At 47.1% G+C, this 19,025-nt stretch carries 22 protein-coding genes, 1 tRNA gene and 2 pseudogenes; 5 read left to right on the top strand and 20 right to left on the bottom strand.

Features of this window, described 5'->3' with window-relative positions:
- Positions 1-24: 24 nt before the first annotated feature.
- The 8 genes from C8R30_RS06525 to C8R30_RS06490 all read right to left on the bottom strand — a co-directional run bounded on the left by C8R30_RS06525 (position 25) and on the right by C8R30_RS06490 (position 7,416).
- Entirely contained in the window at positions 25-321 is a 297-nt protein-coding gene (locus C8R30_RS06525) for an alpha-carboxysome major shell protein CsoS1 (protein ID WP_107789802.1), read from the bottom strand.
- Between the two features lie 47 nt (positions 322-368).
- Positions 369-665 (bottom strand): alpha-carboxysome major shell protein CsoS1, encoded by a 297-nt coding sequence (locus tag C8R30_RS06520; RefSeq protein ID WP_090669995.1) that lies wholly within the window; start codon positions 663-665, stop codon positions 369-371.
- 78 nt (positions 666-743) lie between these two features.
- Positions 744-989, bottom strand: a complete 246-nt coding sequence (locus tag C8R30_RS06515) for a carboxysome peptide B (RefSeq protein WP_090669992.1) — start codon at positions 987-989, stop codon at positions 744-746.
- Positions 989-1,237, bottom strand: coding sequence for an alpha-carboxysome shell vertex protein CsoS4 (locus tag C8R30_RS06510; protein ID WP_244888069.1), 249 nt, complete (start codon positions 1,235-1,237; stop codon positions 989-991). The genes C8R30_RS06515 and C8R30_RS06510 overlap by 1 nt, the downstream gene beginning before the upstream one ends.
- A 36-nt stretch (positions 1,238-1,273) precedes the next feature.
- Entirely contained in the window at positions 1,274-2,806 is a 1,533-nt protein-coding gene (locus tag C8R30_RS06505; RefSeq protein WP_107789801.1) for a carboxysome shell carbonic anhydrase, read from the bottom strand.
- A gap of 11 nt (positions 2,807-2,817) precedes the next feature.
- Positions 2,818-5,529: an alpha-carboxysome scaffolding protein CsoS2 gene (locus C8R30_RS06500; protein ID WP_107789800.1), complete on the bottom strand. Its 2,712-nt coding sequence runs from the start codon at positions 5,527-5,529 to the stop codon at positions 2,818-2,820.
- A 26-nt stretch (positions 5,530-5,555) separates the two neighbouring features.
- Positions 5,556-5,882, bottom strand: coding sequence for a ribulose bisphosphate carboxylase small subunit (locus tag C8R30_RS06495; protein ID WP_090669982.1), 327 nt, complete (start codon positions 5,880-5,882; stop codon positions 5,556-5,558).
- 112 nt (positions 5,883-5,994) lie between these two features.
- Positions 5,995-7,416 carry a form I ribulose bisphosphate carboxylase large subunit gene (locus tag C8R30_RS06490; RefSeq protein WP_090669979.1) on the bottom strand — a complete coding sequence of 474 codons (1,422 nt, stop codon included), beginning with the start codon at positions 7,414-7,416 and terminating at the stop codon, positions 5,995-5,997.
- Between the two features lie 198 nt (positions 7,417-7,614).
- Here C8R30_RS06490 and C8R30_RS06485 point away from each other — a divergent pair, with 198 nt between their 5' ends.
- The gene (locus C8R30_RS06485; protein ID WP_090669976.1) at positions 7,615-8,517 is read left to right on the top strand and encodes a LysR family transcriptional regulator; all 903 of its coding nucleotides are present in this window, start codon (positions 7,615-7,617) and stop codon (positions 8,515-8,517) included.
- A gap of 19 nt (positions 8,518-8,536) precedes the next feature.
- Here C8R30_RS06485 and C8R30_RS06480 read toward each other — a convergent pair whose 3' ends face one another.
- The 5 genes from C8R30_RS06480 to C8R30_RS06460 all read right to left on the bottom strand — a co-directional run bounded on the left by C8R30_RS06480 (position 8,537) and on the right by C8R30_RS06460 (position 12,629).
- Positions 8,537-9,166: an alpha/beta hydrolase gene (locus C8R30_RS06480; RefSeq protein WP_107789799.1), complete on the bottom strand. Its 630-nt coding sequence runs from the start codon at positions 9,164-9,166 to the stop codon at positions 8,537-8,539.
- A gap of 29 nt (positions 9,167-9,195) precedes the next feature.
- Entirely contained in the window at positions 9,196-9,504 is a 309-nt protein-coding gene (locus C8R30_RS06475; RefSeq protein WP_090669972.1) for a (2Fe-2S) ferredoxin domain-containing protein, read from the bottom strand.
- Positions 9,505-9,786: 282 nt separating this feature from the next.
- Entirely contained in the window at positions 9,787-11,301 is a 1,515-nt protein-coding gene (gene ubiB, locus C8R30_RS06470; protein WP_090669968.1) for a ubiquinone biosynthesis regulatory protein kinase UbiB, read from the bottom strand.
- 70 nt (positions 11,302-11,371) lie between these two features.
- Positions 11,372-12,013: a ubiquinone biosynthesis accessory factor UbiJ gene (locus C8R30_RS06465; protein ID WP_090669965.1), complete on the bottom strand. Its 642-nt coding sequence runs from the start codon at positions 12,011-12,013 to the stop codon at positions 11,372-11,374.
- A 175-nt stretch (positions 12,014-12,188) separates the two neighbouring features.
- Positions 12,189-12,629, bottom strand: a complete 441-nt coding sequence (locus C8R30_RS06460) for a hypothetical protein (protein WP_090669962.1) — start codon at positions 12,627-12,629, stop codon at positions 12,189-12,191.
- A gap of 194 nt (positions 12,630-12,823) precedes the next feature.
- Between C8R30_RS06460 and C8R30_RS06455 the strand changes: the two genes are divergently transcribed.
- From C8R30_RS06455 to C8R30_RS06445, 3 genes are all read left to right on the top strand, one after another.
- Complete coding sequence (locus tag C8R30_RS06455; RefSeq protein ID WP_090669960.1) at positions 12,824-14,056, top strand: aspartate kinase; 1,233 nt, start codon at positions 12,824-12,826, stop codon at positions 14,054-14,056.
- Between the two features lie 73 nt (positions 14,057-14,129).
- Positions 14,130-14,222: transfer RNA gene (locus tag C8R30_RS06450), tRNA-Ser, on the top strand.
- Between the two features lie 226 nt (positions 14,223-14,448).
- Entirely contained in the window at positions 14,449-14,832 is a 384-nt protein-coding gene (locus C8R30_RS06445) for a hypothetical protein (protein WP_107789798.1), read from the top strand.
- On the opposite strand, the pseudogene C8R30_RS16640 reads toward C8R30_RS06445, so the two are convergent.
- Positions 14,770-14,925, bottom strand: a pseudogene (locus C8R30_RS16640) (recombinase zinc ribbon domain-containing protein); the annotation flags it as partial. The gene C8R30_RS06445 and the pseudogene C8R30_RS16640 overlap by 63 nt on opposite strands.
- 90 nt (positions 14,926-15,015) lie before the next feature.
- Between C8R30_RS16640 and C8R30_RS16390 the strand changes: the two are divergent.
- Entirely contained in the window at positions 15,016-15,231 is a 216-nt protein-coding gene (locus C8R30_RS16390; RefSeq protein ID WP_107789797.1) for a hypothetical protein, read from the top strand.
- A 48-nt stretch (positions 15,232-15,279) separates the two neighbouring features.
- Here the strand turns inward: C8R30_RS16390 and C8R30_RS16635 are convergent.
- The 6 genes and pseudogenes from C8R30_RS16635 to C8R30_RS06410 form a co-directional block, all read right to left on the bottom strand.
- Positions 15,280-15,720: pseudogene (locus tag C8R30_RS16635) on the bottom strand (recombinase family protein); the annotation flags it as partial.
- Complete coding sequence (locus C8R30_RS06430) at positions 15,713-16,036, bottom strand: hypothetical protein (RefSeq protein WP_107789796.1); 324 nt, start codon at positions 16,034-16,036, stop codon at positions 15,713-15,715. The pseudogene C8R30_RS16635 and the gene C8R30_RS06430, both read right to left, overlap by 8 nt.
- 211 nt (positions 16,037-16,247) lie before the next feature.
- Positions 16,248-16,652 carry a hypothetical protein gene (locus C8R30_RS15840; protein WP_107789795.1) on the bottom strand — a complete coding sequence of 135 codons (405 nt, stop codon included), beginning with the start codon at positions 16,650-16,652 and terminating at the stop codon, positions 16,248-16,250.
- A complete protein-coding gene (locus tag C8R30_RS15835) occupies positions 16,636-16,914 on the bottom strand; it encodes a hypothetical protein (protein WP_181258709.1) in 279 nt (92 codons plus the stop codon). The genes C8R30_RS15840 and C8R30_RS15835 overlap by 17 nt, the downstream gene beginning before the upstream one ends.
- 100 nt (positions 16,915-17,014) lie before the next feature.
- A complete protein-coding gene (locus tag C8R30_RS06415; protein WP_107789794.1) occupies positions 17,015-17,296 on the bottom strand; it encodes a hypothetical protein in 282 nt (93 codons plus the stop codon).
- Between the two features lie 12 nt (positions 17,297-17,308).
- Positions 17,309-18,916: a type IV secretory system conjugative DNA transfer family protein gene (locus C8R30_RS06410; protein ID WP_181258708.1), complete on the bottom strand. Its 1,608-nt coding sequence runs from the start codon at positions 18,914-18,916 to the stop codon at positions 17,309-17,311.
- Positions 18,917-19,025: the final 109 nt, after the last annotated feature.

Below are 19,025 nucleotides of genomic sequence, written 5' to 3'. Positions count from 1 at the left end.
CACTTGCTGCGATGTTGATAAAATTTAAGCAGATGGAACAGCTGGCAAGATACCTTCCACTTCACTATGTACACGAGCGATGATGTGTGCGGCCACGAGGCCATCACCGACACGCTCACAGGCATCTGCTCCGGCGCGGACTGCAGCGTTCACGGCACCTGTTTCACCTCGTACCAGTACGGTTACATAACCACCACCGACAAATTGTCGTCCGATCAATCGTACTTCAGCAGCTTTGGTCATGGCATCTGCTGCCTCAATCGCGGGAACCAGACCGCGAGTTTCTATCATGCCAAGCGCTATACCAGTCATATTAGCCATTTTGAAAAACTCCTAAAATAAAACACTTGCTGCGATGTTGATAAAATTTAAGCAGAAGGAGCAGCTGGCAAGATGCCTTCCACTTCACTATGTACACGAGCGATGATGTGTGCGGCCACGAGGCCATCACCGACACGTTCACAGGCATCTGCTCCGGCGCGGACTGCAGCGTTCACGGCACCTGTTTCACCTCGTACCAGTACGGTTACATAACCACCACCGACAAATTGTCGTCCGATCAATCGTACTTCAGCAGCTTTGGTCATGGCATCTGCTGCCTCAATCGCGGGAACCAGACCACGAGTTTCTATCATGCCAAGTGCTACACCAGTCATATTAGCCATTTTGTTTTGTTACTCCTCTTCAAGCAAAATTAAAAAGTAATGTATATTGTTCAATTAATAAAACTTGTTTCGCTCATCTTAATTATCCCAATTATCGATGATGCCGCAGATGGTCAGATCGGTTAATATCGTTCGATCAGGCATTGCCAATCGTGCTGCACTACCGCTTGTCGTGAATACCCATTTACCTACTGGCACACCGACAGGGTCTGTCGCCACAACCAAACTACCCGCGCGATTCTCTAGTACCCGAAGGGATGCTGCTTTGATACCGGGTACACGACGAGTGCATACAAGCTCATCTTTTACAAGCATGATTTCCATTAGGATTTTTCTTCCTCCCATTGATCAATAATGCCAACAATGGTTAGATCGCTTGGAAATTCTTTACTACCCGCCGCCTCGCGTGCAGCGGACGAGCCGACACATATCACCCAATCACCTGGAATGCAGCCAACTGCATCGACAGCTACGCTGGGTGTCCCTCCTATCTTGTCTCTAACAACCAAGAGGGGACGATGTCCCATTTCTTTGATGCGGTTGGTTGATACAAGCGTTTTTTCAACTCTCATGATTCTCATAAAAACGACCTCGACAAAACAACAGTGTTAATGCTCAGCTTCTATGATTTCATCTTCAATGAATGTGCAGCGTTCACTGCCGGCCTTATCACTTATTGCAATCTGGCAATAAAGCAGGCCTTTTTCATGGAGTTGTGAATAACGAGCCTCTATGGCTGCCTTGACACGCCTGCAGCGTTGTATCACCCGTTCGCGGGCACCCGGTACACGCGAGGAGTAGTGATAATGCACGAGTATAGGAATCGCCAAGCCATGTTTGATATTAAGATTAGTAAAAATCTTGATACCAACATCTAAGTGGATTGCACCTTCTTCAACTGTGTTGAGATGAGCAAAATAAAACTTATTGCGCAAATGCAATTCATTCATGGCTTCCCCAGCGCAGATGAAACGCTCGTTATGCCCAATTACTGCATAACGCCCAGCATGATATTGAATTACATATTCAATTTGCGATAGATTGGCCTCAAGGAGTCCAAACACCAGGCTTCGCATGCCTGCTGCCATTTTTCCTTTATTATGGATTAATCCATTTTGGCATTCTGCCTTGGTCACTGCATCAGCAATATACATCCGAGCAGCTTCCTGAGTCATACCTAGCGACTCTCGATATAGATCACCACTATCGACAAAGCGGTGAGAATGGATATCACCGTTTGCATCCGGAATGTGTACACGAATAGAATCGATATCGGTATCAACCCCAATTAAAAGAATATCGGGTGCTGCTCCGCGGCCATAAGTATTATTTATGGCGGCACGCAATTCATTAAGTCTCATCAGCGCGGCTTCGACTGCTTTCTTATTGTCACTCCCATGTGCAGCGCAACCCTCGTGGGAGGGATTAGAGCTGCTGTAGTGATATACCGCTATTTTTAAGTAGTTTCTATCTTCATCACCTGGGAGGCCGCCAGTCAGTCGTTCAAGTTCACGATGTGCCCAATTGGTAATATCTTCCTCGATATTAAACATAGCACCTGCATAGGCCTTGACATAAACCGCTTCGCTTGGCACGAGACGTAGCACAAAGGATAACAATCCTTGCAGACGGCCATCCGCACAGGGGCTGATATTCACTGTGTGATAACCGCAGGAATGTAAGAAATTTGTATTTAAAGCATTGCGCTCACGCCAAGAGGCCTGGTCAAAGCGTGCCTTAGCGATACATTCTTTGAAACTGCGAAAAATACAGTATGAATGCAACGCACGTAGGTTGAGACCCGATACCCACGAATCTTCCAGCAAATTCAAAGGCAATTTATAATGCAAATGATCCATTGCAATACGCTGTGCTCGAGTCACGAAATCAAGTTCATGCTGATATATCGAAAGCGTTTTTAGCGTATCTGTAATCGCTGAAAAACGGCTGCGAACAAGTTCCTCATAAATATGTAAAAATTCATTGAGCTCTTGATCAACGAGTGAGTGCCTGCAACTCTGGTTTGGACCAACAGTACAGATTGGTTCAATATGCGGTACGGTATCAACAGAAAAATTTTCGGCCATACTCATTTTGGTCATTCGCCTCCGTGCAGCTAGTTTATTTTTGCGTGTGTTCATTTAACTACCTTTCAAGCACGTGCCCCACCAGAAACTGTCACGACAGCGCCTTTTGTAGCGCTTCCAGCTGAACCGGTAATACGGCTTTCCGGCACAGAAGGACGTTCCATTTCACGGAATTGCTGTGCATTGATACCACCACCACGAGGTTCTCCTCGTATTGATAAATTACGCGTCAAAGAAGAGGCGCCTTCAGTGCCTGTCACACGATTCTGAACAAACCACGCATCACCTGTGATAGGCCTTCCGGTCTGATTGCCTTCGCCAGTCAGCCGTTGGGCAGCGGCTATCGTTACTTCCTGCTCTATCTGCTGATTTTTGCTATCACGATGACGAAATTCGGGTGTTCCTGTAATGAGACCGCCAGCTTTATTGACCGGGCCTGTTATGCGCTCATCGGTGTAAACACAGCCTGTAATAGTGTCATTGCCGTTACGTCGCTCTTGAGCTTGTCGTGCGGGTGTCTTGATACTGAAATCAGCAGGAGGGGGCGGTAATGTAGACTCTTTCGAAGCGCGCGCTCTAGGAACAAAACGACCACTCGATAGGCATTTGCTAGCAATATTATCTGCACCGATATAAGGTGTGCCTGTAATCAACTCACAGATACCTCGATCATCACCGGTCATTGTTGATCCATTAGCACCAGGCCGATCACCCGTTACTGCAATAGCCGATATGTTAGCGCTGGCTGGGAGATTTGCTTCCTGAGCAACAAGCGATGAAGATTCACAAAAATTACTATATTGGTTGCGCCCAATATAAGGTGTGCCACTAATAGGCGTGCACTCGCCATATTCATTGCCTGTAACTTTTTGGGAACGACCTACATAACTTCCTGTAACTGATTGTCCGCGCCAGGTTTGATCTACCAATACTTTGGCAACAGGGGAAATCGGGGTGCTGACAGTACAACCCTCTGGGTTTGCACCGACATAATCTGTTCCGGTGACGGGTTTGCACCCGCCTTTATCGTCACCGGTTACCTTTGGGCTATGGCCTACCTCCGTCCCAGTTACTGTTTGATTTGTCAAAGTTTGCATAGAGTTTACTTTGCGAGGTCCATTAACGTTACATAATTCGCCAAAGTCGGAAACGGTATAATATTGAGTGCCAGTAATTGAATGACAAGAACCTGCCTCGTCGCCAGTAACACTGCTGGAACGACCTACCTCAGTCCCTGATACCGGCAGATTGCCACGTGAAGACATCACACTGACTTTATGAGGAGTAGCGGGTGGTTCGGAACGACAAATATCTTTAAATTGCTCAGCTGAAAGATATTCGGTACCGGTAACGAGATTGTGGCAAGCGCCTGATTCATCACCTGTGATCTTGCTAGTATGACCTACAGCGGTACCTGTCACTGGACGGCCATGGCTAGTGTGTGAGATCACTACTTTATCAGGAGCGGTATCTCTTGATTGTCGGGTATAGTTTGTACCAGTAATAGCACGATCAGATCCTTGTTCGTTTCCCGTTACCTTTTCGGTATTGATCACTGAAGTACCTGTAACCGCTTTTTCTTTTTCAGTCCAATCAACATTAACCTTTAAGGGCGCAGGCGCGGGTTTGCTGGGACAGAATTCTTCAAAATGCTCTGCTGCCAAATATTCTGTACCAGTAACGTTACGGCATGAACCTGGTTCATCTCCCGTTATTTTCTTCGATTGGCTTAGTTCAGTACCGGTTATCTTATGGTTGCGTAGCGTACTACTGATATTCACTTTAGCCGGTGCAGGCTCAGGCTGTGTTGTGCATAATTCCTGAAATTGTTCTGCTCCAATGTACTCCGTACCGGTGATAGGACGGCAGGAACCCGGTTCGTTACCCGTCACTTTTTTACTTCGCTCCACCATCGTACCCGTAACCGTGTGGCCGGAGAGTGTATGGCCTTGTTCTACCTTTTGAGGCGCGAGTGAGGACCGAGTGGAACGTGTGCGGCCAGAAGGGCGACTGTCCTCCTTGCTGACATTGGTACGGCCAGCTAATGAACACACCAATCGACGTTGCATGGCGACCTGCCGACCTGAAGCCCCTTTGACTATTGCCGTCTGCCAGTCCATATCTGGCATTGAAGTCGCAATTTTAGCCACTTGCGATACGCGCTTTAATCCAGCTTTTCCATCTTGCGCCAATGCAGCACGCCGAGCACGCGCAAACACACGACTATTTAGGCTATCGGCCATCTTAATATTCGTATTGGGTAGGATTTTCGCAGTATCAGCAATTATCTGATCGACATTCGTAACGTTCGCATTGCGTACGTTGGAAAATTCTTGTTCGGCTTTACCACAACTACAGCTACCACAGCCGCATGACTTTTCCGATAATGCATGCTCGATTTTTGTTAAAGGGTTGTTACTGGTAACAATATGATGCTGCGACGATCGTCTACGGCCACTCGGCATGCTGGATGTGGATTTAATCGCAGCTTTTCCCTTACTATTCATTGCGTTACGGCGTTCTCGACTAACGCTACGACCACTTGTTTCAGCTACAAAGCGTCTATCGGACTCGGAATCCAAAGTCTTGAAAGCCGAATCGATCGTAGACGAGGTCGAGGCAGTACTTCTGGTTTTGTGTACTGCTTCCACTCGTTGGTTTAATTTTTTTTGGTAAAAACCTGTCTTGCCATGTAGCGCCATTACCTTACGACGCTGTAAAGCGAGATCACGCCCCGACAAAGTAGCAACGGCAATACCTTCTGAGACTTGCCTCATTACATACCTCTAACATAGATTTTTGATCAACGATAAACAACAAAAGCGAGTCCTTGACTTTGAGTGTAGTTGTCATAGGCAACAAAACGAACCATATGATCAGGAAACTCTCGATGACAGGCTTCGATTTCAGCGAGTACGGCATCAATCGATTGCTCGCCAAATAATGGCAACTTCCACATATACCAATAATTACTCATCGAGTTGGCTCCTTTCTCAGTGTGTTCAATTGCAGGATTCCAACCTTGACTAATGGCGTAAGCAATTTGACGGCGTACTTGGTCCGGTGTCATTTGCGGCAAATACGAAAAAGTTTCATACTTCCTTGTGGCTTTATAGGCTTGAACAGTCATTTTTATATATCCTTTCTTGCTAGATAGAAACGAATAAGAATTTCATGATTTGAGAGCAACAAATTGAATATCGTATGTTTTCAATAGCATAAAATTCGAATCCCGAAATACATCACTTATGTGTGACATCCAATTTGTCGACGGTATCAAATTCAAATTTGATCTCTTTCCATGTTTCCATAGCGATCTTGAGTTCTGGTGAAAACTGAGCTGCGGCAGTGAGTATTTCTTTACCTTCTTTCTCCACTTCGCGACCCTCATTGCGCGCTTGAACACATGCCTCTAAAGCGACTCGGTTGGCTGCCGCGCCTGCTGCATTACCCCAAGGGTGACCCAGAGTTCCGCCACCGAACTGTAAGACGGAATCATCTCCAAAGATAGTCACTAGCGCAGGCATGTGCCATACATGAATACCACCGGAAGCTACAGCGAAGACGCCAGGCATAGACCCCCAATCTTGATCGAAGAAAATGCCACGCGAACGATCTTCAGGAACAAAGGATTCACGCAATAAATCGATCCAACCCAAGGTGGCTTGACGATCGCCTTCTAGTTTGCCTACAACAGTACCGGTGTGAATGTGATCACCACCTGATAGACGTAGAACTTTAGCTAGAACACGGAAATGAATGCCATGGTGTGGATTACGGTCAAGGACGGCATGCATGGCTCGGTGGATATGTAACAGCATACCATTGTCGCGACACCAATTTGCTAGGCCCGTGTTGGCACAAAAACCGCCAGTAATATAGTCATGCATAATAATGGGTGCGCCAATTTCCTTAGCATATTCAGCCCGTTTATACATTTCTTCCGGGGTGGGCGCTGTAACATTCAAGTAATGACCCTTCCGCTCGCCTGTCTCAGCCTCAGACTTTAAGATGGCTTCCATGACGAAATCAAAACGTTGTCTCCAGCGCATAAAAGGCTGGCTATTAATATTCTCATCGTCCTTGGTAAAGTCCAAACCACCTCGCAAGCACTCGTAGACAGCACGACCATAATTTTTGGCAGAAAGCCCTAATTTAGGCTTAATTGTGCAGCCTAAAAGAGGCCGACCATATTTGTTCATCACGTCACGTTCAACTTGAATGCCGTTGGGAGGACCACCACAAGTTTTTACGTATGCGATAGGGAAGCGGATGTCTTCGAGTCGTAATGCTCGTACTGCTTTGAAGCCAAATACATTGCCTACCAGGGATGTAAATACGTTAACTACCGAACCCTCTTCGAACAAGTCAATCGGATAGGCAATGAAAGTGTAAAAGCAGGTATCGTCACCTGGTACGTCTTCAATATGATAAGCACGACCCTTATAGTAATCCAAGTCAGTTAATAGGTCGGTCCATACCGTAGTCCAAGTTCCTGTCGAGGATTCAGCAGCCACTGCAGCAGCTGCTTCTTCGCGATCGACACCGGGTTGAGGAGTGATTTTAAAGCAAGCGAGAATATCTGTATCGAGAGGAACATATTCTGGCATCCAATAGGTTTGTCGATACTCTTTAACACCTGCATTGTATGTTTTAACAGCCATCTTGCAATTTCCTATTATTGAAAGTTCTGTATAAAATTTATCAGTGATTGAGAAATTTTAAATCGAAAAATTATTAAAAAAGGTCTGTTTGTAACGCTAATCGAACTCTATGCCATATTATCAATTAAAACAAATTAATAATTCTGATGATTATGATAGGATTTATCTATACATACATTTTTTATCCTAACTTGGTCGATGTTGCATATAACCCTGCGTCAACTAAAAGTATTTGAATCGGTTGCGCGTAATCTGAGTTTTACTCGTGCTGCAGAAGAATTGTTTTTGACCCAACCAACCATTTCATTGCAAATAAAACAGCTTGAAAATGCAATCGCAATGCCTTTGTTCGAGCAAATAGGAAAACGCATTTATTTAACTGAAGCGGGGCAGGAACTTTATCACTATAGTCGATCGATCGCACAACTATTGGCTGATATGGAGCTTGCCCTGGACGAGCTGAAAGGTCTCGATCGAGGCAAGCTTACTATTTCGGTTGTCAGTACGGCTAACTATTTTACGCCCCATTTATTGGCAAAATTTTGCCAGCGTTATCATGGCGTAACCGTTAGCCTCAATGTTTCTAATCGTGAAGCAGTGCTTAAACAATTAGCGGATAATCTAACTGATTTGGCGATCATGGGGCAGCCTCCCGATGGTTTGGATATTGTTTCGGAATCATTTATGGAAAATCCGCTCGTCATTATCGCGCCACCTGGCCATCCTTTATGCGGACAGCGACAAATTCCGGTGAAGCAGCTCGAACAGGAGGTTTTTTTAGTTCGTGAAGTGGGATCAGGGACACGTAGTGCCATGGAGCGTTTTTTTTCAGAACAAGAAATTAACGTTACCCGGGGGATGGAAGCCGATACGACTGAAGCGATTAAGCAGGCAGTTCAAGCAGGTATGGGGCTGGGTATCATGTCTTTACATACCATAGAACTGGAATTAGCCGCTCACCGCCTAGAAGTTTTAGACGTGCAAGGGTTTCCGATTATGCGCCACTGGTATGTCGTGCACCGCAAAAATAAACGATTTTCACAAGTCGTTAAAACTTTTAAAGATTTTCTATTAAAAGAAGCTTCGAGTTTAGTGGCGTAACCGGCTTTATTTTAGTGGTTCAGAGCTGACAAGCATTGATAATCGTTTGTTTTAGTTGTGGCAGTTTTCCATGAAAAAAATGGGAAGCGCCTGGGATGACAACAACTGGGATTTCCTGGGGGGTTGCCCAGTCGAGTACAGATTTGAGTGGAACAATGTCATCTAGATCACCTTGCACGATAAGTATCTTGTCGGCATGATCAACTACGGTTGGCGCTTGTGAGCGCAAAACGGATGGCGCAATGAGTACCAATATGCGGGGATGAAGTTGCTGTGCAGCTACGATTTGGATAGCCCCACCAAAGGAAAAACCAGCAAGCAGTAAAGGAAGGTCATTATTTTTATCATAATGTTGACGAACAAATTGCGTAACAGCTAGCACATCGTTTACTTCGCCAATACCGTCAGCGTGATGTCCTTCGCTTGCGCCTACACCTCTAAAGTTAAATTTAGCCGTGACGTAACCGGATTCAATCAATGCCTTAGAGACGATAAATACCACCTTATTATCCATGTTACCTTGATGCAGCGGGTGCGGATGGGCAATAATGGCTATTCCTCGCGGCTCGAGGGCGGGTGCTGTAATAATGGTCTCTAATTTGCCAGCAGGGCCCTTGACAAAGAATTTGTGCGATGCGGATTTTGTCAAAGTTGATGGGCTAGTGAAGTGGGTATTGATTAGATTTTTAGACGATCAACAGGGCGGCCATTGATTAAGTGTTCATCAATAATTTCATCGATATCCTCTTGATCGACATAGGTGTACCAGATATCGTCAGGGTAGATGACAATGACAGGACCTTCGCTGCAGCGATCAAGGCAACCAGCATTATTGATGCGTATTTTACCTTTCCCACTCATATTTAATGCTTTAATGCGTTCTTTCGCATAATCACGCATCGCTTGAGCATTGTGATCATTGCAGCAAGCTTCCCCATTTTCTCGTTGATTAACGCAGAAAAAAACATGTCTCTGATAATATGCCATGAAGTTTTCCCTTATTCTATTTTTTGTGCGTAATAACTAGGTAGAAATCACTTATTGGACTGTATCTTTATACACTTCGCACTTCAAAATTCGGCATGTATACCTTCTCCTGCTGGGAGAAGGTTGGATAAGGGATGGTAAAATCCGAATTTTGAGGTGCGGTGAGTCTAGAAGTCGATTTAACCCGCTTTGTTTGCTGTATTCTGTGGTGAATAGTAGCCGACATCCTATAGAGGTTTTTCCTAAATTCGAGTTGCATTCTTGGTTTAATTAAATTTTTCATTAAAAATAAACCTGTGCGAGCAGTAAGGCCGCTAACAATGCTGCAAGCAATGCAAGCAGCTTACTCTGTTTTCTTTCTTGTGCAACGAGATCGGCGAGTCGATCTTCGAGCACTTGGGCGCGTTCTTGACTCAAGTGATAGTGGATCAATCGTGGAAATTCCGGCAACATAGCCGCCCAGTTAGGTGCTTCTTTTTGAAGATGGCTAATCAAACCTCGCCAACCGACTTGTTCTGCCATCCAATTTTCCAAGAAGGGTTTGGCGGTTTTCCATAAATCGAGATCAGGATCGAGATCTCGCCCTAATCCTTCGATATTGAGCAAGGTCTTTTGCAGTAAAACTAACTGAGGCTGAATTTCAACATTGAACTGGCGGGATACTTGAAATAACCGTAATAAAACGCGTCCGAAATAGATCTCTTTTAATGGTCTGTCGAAAATGGGTTCACAAACAGCGCGGATGCCTGCTTCAAAGTCGTCTACGCGCGTGTTTCTCGGGGCCCAGCCCGCTTCAACATGTGCTTGCGCGACACGTCGATAATCACGGCGAAAAAAAGCCAAAAAGTTCTGAGCTAAATAATTTTTATCTTCATCACTAAGTGTTCCCATAATGCCAAAGTCGACGGCAATGTAGCGTCCATCCAATCCGACGAAAATGTTACCTGGGTGCATATCCGCATGAAAATAACCGTCTCGGAATACTTGTGTAAAAAAAATTTCCACGCCGACGCGTGCAAGTTGTGGGATATCAATTTCGCGTTTACGAAGTTCTTCGACATGGCTGATCGGAATACCATCTACACGCTGCATGACCATTACTTCCGTATGGCAGTAATCCCAGTATACTTCTGGGACAAGTAGCAGGGGGGAATCTAAAAAATTTCGTCTCAATTGACTACAATTAGAAGCTTCACGAATCAAATCAAGCTCATCTCCCAAATGCCGTGCAAATTCTGTGACGACTTCCCGCAACTTTAAACGTTTGCCATCAGGCCATATCGATTCAAGCAGCCATGCACCGGTTTCCATTAAGGAAATATCATGTGCAATGATGGGAGCAATAGAAGGGCGCAAAATCTTGACGGCAACTTCAGTGCCATCATGCAAAACAGCATAATGAACTTGAGCGACTGATGCGCTCGCAATAGGCTGTTTCTCAAATTCCAGAAAAACTTGACTGATCGGTTTTTGATAAACTTTTTCTAAAGTGGCGATGGCAAGATCGGACGCAAAAGGGGGTACTTGGTCTTGGAGCTTCGCGAGCTCATCAGCAAAGTCTTGAGCCAATAAATCGCGCCGAGTAGATAGCATTTGGCCAAATTTAATAAAAATAGGCCCCAGCTTTTCTAGAGCCAATCGCAAGCGCATGGCGCGTGGCAATTTCAGTCTTGACCGAAATGGCACCAGCAGGGTAAGGGGGCGAAATAGACGCAGGCGGGGATGACTCAGTAAAATATCATCTAAGCCGAAACGTAATGCGATTAGAATGATTTTAAATAAGCGAAAAAAGCGCATTTATTCTTCTTTTGATCAACAAGGAGCTCGTGTAAGTGGAAGCGTCGTGGTAATAATCTATCGCGCTATTCTAACTTGTTTCCTTGCTCCCTGTTTGTAAAGTAACGCCGCTCTTTTCGGCTGAAGCTAATGAACTGCTTAGAGTGTCTATTCTTTCTTCTAAAGAAGCTACCTGCTCGTTAAGTGTATTGATTTCAGCAACAAAATGATCGATGCTTGCTTGATTTGATAAGATGGGCTTTTCCTCAGATAAATACTCGATCATCGCTTGCGAAACGTTCAATAAACTCTGCGATTGCCAGCGGAGTAGCGTTTGTCCTGTCTGTGTTAGGCGATGGGCAAGGATATCTCCTAAAAAGGGGCTTAAGTCATGTTCTATATCCCAATGTAGGCTTCTGATGATAGTTAATAATTCATCAGCAAGCAGCCTATCACCGGATATATTTATTTCTTGAATCGCGCTTGCATCACGGGCGATGAGGCGTAACAGCAATGAAGGTGGGATAGTTAAGCTTGTGTTGGCTGTAGCAGTGGTATTTGAAAATGGAATTGCCGTAATTTTTCCGTCACTTTGTATAAGTGCAACTAGATCGCTAGACGAAAAAATAGCAAATTGAATCGTCTTGCCGGCATGGGGTTGAAGACGCTTGCGCGCCCAGGATTCACCATTTAAGACATGGCTCAGTGCCGTAAATATGAAAGAAGGCAGCATGGGTAAGCAGTATGATTACGACAACTTATTTAGAATAGCATGTATGAGCAAATACGACAGCTAAGCACAGGCGTAGGCCAATTCTAATTTTTCTTTTTATACCAGGATTTCATGTGCTTACAAATAGTTGCAAGGAATTACAAAGCATAAAGCGTTACTATAAACTTTAGCAGAATTAATTGGATTTATTGATATTGATGTATCTGCGCTTTTCGGGTTGATCGTATGAATTTAGCTGTTCGCCGCCTAATCTCTTGATAATGACCTCTGAAAGCGTAGCCTCATCATGTTTTGCCAAATCAGTGAGAATCTGCCATGCATTGTGCGTGAGACTAATTGTTTTAAGTTGCGGCCGGTATTTCTGGCTTTCGATTCGATCTCTTGCGGCTTGAATAGCGTTCTTGAGTTGTGCCCACCGGATTTCATCCAACCATTTCCAGCACCAGTCATTCAAGGTTATTGACTCGAATTTAGCATCCCGATACTCGCGTTCAGCGATTGAGCGCTTCGCGTCATCATGGGATAACCACTGAGGATTGCTAGCGATCTGTTGATCCAAGTAACTCACCGCAGCGTTTTTATCCTGTTGTCTGATTACGTATTTCTGCTCCGCCATGTCATTTTTATCTCAAGGTATCAAACACTACGACGATATAGATCGTCTTTGTGATATTACAAGCCAACATAGTGATCCCGCAAGTATTTTTTATCTAATTTTATGATAATAAGATAGAGTTCTTTTTAAGAAATGTGTAGAATTCAAACCTCATTTCATGAGTTTTCATTTCAAGTCAAAGATCGGTTAATTCAGTGGCGCTTTTTGTTCAAAAATATGGTGGAACATCGGTCGGCAGTGCTGAGCGTATCAAAAATGTAGCCCGGCGTGTAGCGAAATATTATGCGGCTGGGCACGAGTTGATTGTCGTAGTCTCTGCTATGAGCGGGGAAACAAATCGACTTATCGCATTAGCCAAAGAGATTCAGGCAAATCCTGATCCGCGTGAGCTTGATGTAATGGTTTCTACGGGCGAGCAAGTGACCATAGCGTTATTGGCAATGGCCTTGAAGGAAATCAATATAAAAGCCAAAAGCTATACGGGATCGCAAGTTCGCATATTGACCGACAGCGCACATACTAAAGCACGAATTTTAAAAATTGACGAAGAAAGAATTCGTGCTGATCTCAAAGCAGGCAACGTTGTCGTGGTTGCGGGTTTTCAAGGTATCGATGAAGCAAATAATATTACAACGCTTGGGCGGGGAGGGTCCGATACGACTGGTGTCGCGCTCGCCGCTGCGTTAAAAGCGGATGAATGTCAAATTTATACAGACGTGGATGGAATCTATACGACAGATCCTCGTATTGTGCCCGAAGCAAGACGGCTGAAAACGATCACTTTCGAAGAAATGCTAGAAATGGCAAGCCTAGGCTCGAAAGTTTTGCAAATACGGTCTGTTGAGTTCGCTGGCAAATATAAAGTCAAGCTCAGGGTGCTCTCGAGCTTTGAAGAGGAAGGTGAGGGGACTCTGATCACTTTTGAGGAAGATAAAAATAATATGGAACAGGCTGTTATTTCTGGCATTGCTTTTAATCGTGACGAGGCAAAAATAACAATCTTGGGTGTACCCGATCATCCCGGCATTGCTTATCAGATTCTGGGTCCTGTTGCAGATGCCAATATCGATGTGGATATGATCATCCAAAATGTAGGCCATGATGGAACTACAGATTTCTCCTTTACCGTGAATCGTGGTGAATTTGCTAATACCATGAATATCCTGAAGAACAAGATTCTGCCTCATATTGGTGCGCGAGACATCATCGGGGGTGATAAGATAGCCAAAGTTTCTGTAGTCGGTGTGGGTATGCGCTCTCATGCCGGTATTGCGAGCAAAATGTTTCGTGTATTAGCAGAAGAAGGTATCAATATTCAGATGATCACCACATCGGAGATCAAAATTTCTGTTGTCGTAGACGAGAAATATATGGAGCTTGCTGTCAGAGTCCTTCACAAGGCTTTTGATTTAGATCAAGAGCTCTAATATTTCTAATATTTTTAGAGAATATAAAAATTTGACCTGGTATTTTTAACCCGTTATGCTTGCGGGTTCTCGAGGAGAGATGGCCGAGTGGTCGAAGGCGCTCCCCTGCTAAGGGAGTATAGGCTCAAAAAGCTTATCGAGGGTTCGAATCCCTCTCTCTCCGCCAGATGATTTTTTTTATCTGTAAGCATGCCTAACACCTTGAAAGGTAATGGGGTTTCAGCGGTTCTAAGTCCTGTATTTCTATGGTATTGAAACCCACCCGGAAAGGCGAGTTTCAGCACCGCGCGGCGGTTGTCCAGCCGCCCTGAATCCCAGAGTTTATGCGGGTTTGAGATAAAATCCAGCGCGGTTCTAAGTGCCGCATCGTAAGAACGCATCGGGCGCAGCGATTGAGACGATTTTTCAACGAGTACCGCCTTGTCGGTTTCAAGCTTCTTGATCCGGTTCTCATACGCCTTGACCATCGAATCGCTGTCCGTTTCAACCAGCCTGTCCATCAATTGCTCTATTTTGCCGTCCAGCTTCTGAATCTCACGTTCAAGCGATTGCCCGCGCTGTTCAATTTGCGCCTGCCGGTAACGCCACCATGTCTCGAACATCTTGCTCGCGGTCTTGAACAGCGGCGCGGAAGGCTCCAGCTTGTGCAACAGGCTGACAAATTCCCCTTCGATTTTCTCGCGGGCAATAGCCTTGCCGTAGCTCTCGCAGCTTTTGGTAAAGCAGTAATAATAGGGGTAGTGCTTGCTGCGCCCTTTCGTCCAGCAGGCCGTTAACGGGTTGTCGCAATCAGAGCACCGCACCGCGCCCCTGAGTGGGAAGTCTTCGTTCAAATCCTTACGCGCGGGTATCTTGGGTTTTTCCTGCATGCGCTGCTGGATTTTCTGGAACGTTTCCAGCGAAATCAGCGGTTCGTTCTGCGCCGGACGCAACGATACGTCCATCACATCCGATTGAATATGACCGGCATAAATCACCCGGCTGAATATCCGGTTGATCTGCTCGTTCTTGACTTCGCCGTTAGCGTCTTTGGGAAACTCCGGGAACTGTTCGAAGAAGCGTTTGACTTCCGCCCTGATCTGAAAGCGCCCGCTGGCGTACCCTTCCAGCCCTTCGGCGATAATGCTGGCCAGCGGCTCATCACGCACCAGCACCTTGCCGTGACCGGGTTTTGAGACGTATTTGTAACCAATCGGCGCAAAATGCACCCAATAGCCGTTCAGCATCCGCGCACGGCGGCGGTTACGGGTTTGTTCGGCGTTTTTCTGCCGGTGGTGCTGCGAGACGCTGGCCAGCAGATGCTCCACCAATACGGAATCCGAATCTTCGCCAAATTCAATGCTGGGCGAAGCCAGCTTGGCACCCACTTCGGCAATTGCGGTACGCAGGTGAATATGCGCTTCCATGCCACGCGCAAGCCTGCTCAGATCGTCGATGATCACCGTCAGATTGTCTTTGCGGTGCGCACGCAGGAATTTAAGCATGTCCTGCATGCCGGGCCGGTCGATCAGCGAGCCGGATTGCGAATCCTGAAATACCTCGATCACTTCGAGATTGCGGTAGCGGGCAAATTCACGGCAGCGCGTGGCCTGCGACGCAAGGCCGTCTCCGGCCTTGGTCTGCCGCTTGGTGGACACCCGGCAATAAATCACGGCTTTATCCATTGGGTTTGCTCCTTGTGCTGGTTTGTATATCTGTATTTTGATCGAGCTGCTGCTCCGCCTCGTTCAAATTTTCATCGGTTTCGTCATTGAAGGCTTTGTACAATGACGGCGGCATGATCATCTGCACCGCATCCATTTCCAGATTGAGATCGCATAATGTGCGCATCATGTCCCACAGGATCAGCAGGAGTTCTTTTTCCTGTTCGGGGGTTAATTCCAAATCCGTCCAGTCGGCGCGGTAGGCATCGACATCCAGTACCGGGACGGGTATGGCTTCCTGTTTGCTTTTTTCCTGCGTTGTCGTTTCGTCGTTCATAGCGTTTTCCTTATGGCAAGGCCCTGCCTTGCGGTTTATCCATTCATCTGTCGTGCCCCTTCCTGTCGTTTAAAAAAAACACCCAACACGAACAAAAAGAGAACATATTTTCCTTGAGTTGGCAATTAAAAAACGTCTCAGCCGCCAAGTTTTCCGGGGTTAAATCCGGTTTTTCCTGCAACGGTTTTTCGGATCAACCGGCAGATCGAACCTAACGCTCCGGTACGTGCTGCACAGGCGCTTGCGCTTCAAAATCCTGTTGCTTTGCACGTTCGGCCTGTTCAATCATCCGCCGTTCCTCGCGTTGCCGTTCCAGATCGGCCATCCGCGCTTCACGCTGTTCGCGCAGCCATGCGCGGTTAAACGCTTCACGGATGGGAGCCTGTTCGTCTTCGGGACGAAGCTCGGGAAACGGCTTGTCCCGCCGTATCATTTCAGAACCGCGCCCTGTGTGCTCGCGGACATCGTTGAATGCGCGGCGGGGTGACAGCGCTGCACGGAAACCGGCGGGCATGTCACCCGCCAGTTCCGGGTGTTTTCCGGCATAGCTTGCCGTTCGCGGATATACTTCGCGGTTGGGATTTCTGTTGCCGCCACTGTTATCGTTCGCGGCCATAATCACGCGTCCGGGTCTGCTTCACCGGCTGACGCGCCTCACGCTCGTCCTGATAATCCTGCATGCGCTGGTCGCGCTGATCGCGCAGCGTGATACGTCCGTTAACCGGGATGCTGTCCAGAACCAGTTCCGCGCCATGACCGTCACGGTGATAGAAAAGTGCTCCTACTCTGTTCCAGTATCCCTTGCCATCGGGCGATTCTTTCACCGAATACGCAATCTGGTCGGGCTTGCGGCCCGTGTTTGAATGTTCGTCGCTCATTGTTATCTCCTTAAAATCAAATCGCCTGCATAAATCGTATCCGTCCCGGATGCAGGCATGCCGGGAAGCGGGTTTATAAAATGAGAATGTTCAGTTGAAATTAGCGCTCTATGCGCCGGTCGATGATGACGATGACCGGGCAGTTATCGCCGTCATGGCGCTTGACCAGTCCGCGACCGCCCAGGTAAACGCAATCGTTCATATCCTTGTATGCGCCGTAATCCTTATACGTGTACCAGACCAGCAGATGCGGCCCGACCGGCGAGATCACCAGCACGGCAATCAGGATGACAAGCCAGTGGCGCAGTACATAGGCGATACCGCGCAACAGCAATGAGAGCCATGACAGCGGGCGGAATTTTCCGGGTGAATAGGTTTTCATGTTTGTGACCTCCTATAATCTGATTTTGACTTTCTTCTTGAAGGGCTTGCCGTGGAACGGGTTGATACCGACCTGTGAGCGCCACGGCTCGATCTCGGCGTATGACACCGGCTCGAACGCAATCGGGCGGTGCTGGCGTACAAACAGAATCCCTGCCTTCATGCGCCGGATTTCATCCGGTGTGGCGAGCGGTCGGCCCGCTTCGCTCAAATTCTCGCTTAAACCGGGTTGATCGACAGAACGGCTGGTGCCGATTGCCATCATGGATTGATCGCCGAGCAGTTGTTTTGAGATGAGTTCCAGTGTTTTGGGCGAGCGTTGCCCGGGCAGGAATTGCTTGATTTCCGTCTCGCTTAACAAGGTATCAAGCGCGGTCTTACCGTAAGTGCGCTCAAATGCGGCCAAGTCCTGAAAGATTAAATGCAAACGCAGCCCATAAGAACGACCCCATGTGAGCAGATTTTCCAGCCCGTTGACTTTGTAATTCGTCGCTTCGTCCAGTATGTAACAGACAGGCCGTGCCTTGTTTTCATGGCGTTTTACCGCCGTCATACAGCACCATTGCACCAGACCGACAAATGCCTTGTAGGCTTCCATACGGCTGGCGTCCGCAACGATAAATAATGTTGTCGGCTTCTTGCCTTCCTTAAGATCGCTCATGCGAAACGTCGAACGTCCCATGGCCGGGGCCAGTCTGCCGAATGCAAACGGTGCAAGCGCCTGCTGTGCGCCGGTAATAAATGAATCGAATGTACGATTGTCACCGCCCGACATAAGTGCAATCAGGTTTTTCGCTCTGGCTCTGACTAGAGCGGCAAATTCTGCAACATTCTGCGGATCATGCGCTTTTGCCCATTCGGTATGTTCAATCGGAAACGGGCCGTCCGGGTGCAGTTTGTCTTCGATATCGACTCCGGCCACCCATCGCGCCATATCTTCCAGACGGGTGCGGTTTTCGATGAGCAGTGCCACAGATGACAGCGTAGCGTCATACAAATCGACCATGACTTCAAACAAAATTGCATCGGCAATGAGACGGCGGCTGCCTTCGCGGAAGTAGGTATTTTCTCCTTCCTTGTCACCCGGTTCGGGCAGGATTTGCGAACCCATTTCCCGCAAATCGTCCATTACATCCCGTAAACCGCCGGGCCGCGTGAGATCGTCTGCGATAATATCGAGCGGATTGCAGGAACCGCTTTGACCGATAATGTTCTGCCACAGATTGCCGGGATTGAGGACACGCACAATCTCGCCGCGTTTTTCCAGTGCGGCCTTGCACATGCAGACCAGCTCACCCTTGAAATCAGCCACGACCTTGCTGTGCCGGATACTCATAATATTGGTCACAACGGTATAAATACCTTTACCGGAGCCTGCTGGTGCGACTGTCATTGAATTACTAACGAAATCAAAGAATAAAGCAGGCCGGGAACCGTCCAGCGCACGCCCCCAGAATGGGCCGCGTTTGTTTTTGGTTAGTGCGTTTTTGTAGTCCCTGACTTTCGCCCATGCGGCAGTGCCGTGTTGTCCCATCGGTCTGCGGCTGGAAAGAAAGTCGATAAAGTGCGAAAGATTTTCCAGCAGCCGAATAACCGTATGGAGACAGAACAGTCCCGCCATAAAATGTATCAGCGCCGAGAAACCGTCAATCTGACCGTTCACCAGCGGCGGGTTCAGGTTCATCGACCACCACACCAGCCCGGCTGCTATGCCTGCAACCATGAGCAGG

This window comes from Nitrosomonas nitrosa (genome assembly GCF_003051105.1).
GTDB lineage: Bacteria > Pseudomonadota > Gammaproteobacteria > Burkholderiales > Nitrosomonadaceae > Nitrosomonas > Nitrosomonas nitrosa.
The sequence above is the reverse complement of the archived record's forward strand: the minus strand, read 5'-3'. Positions and strand labels throughout refer to the sequence as shown.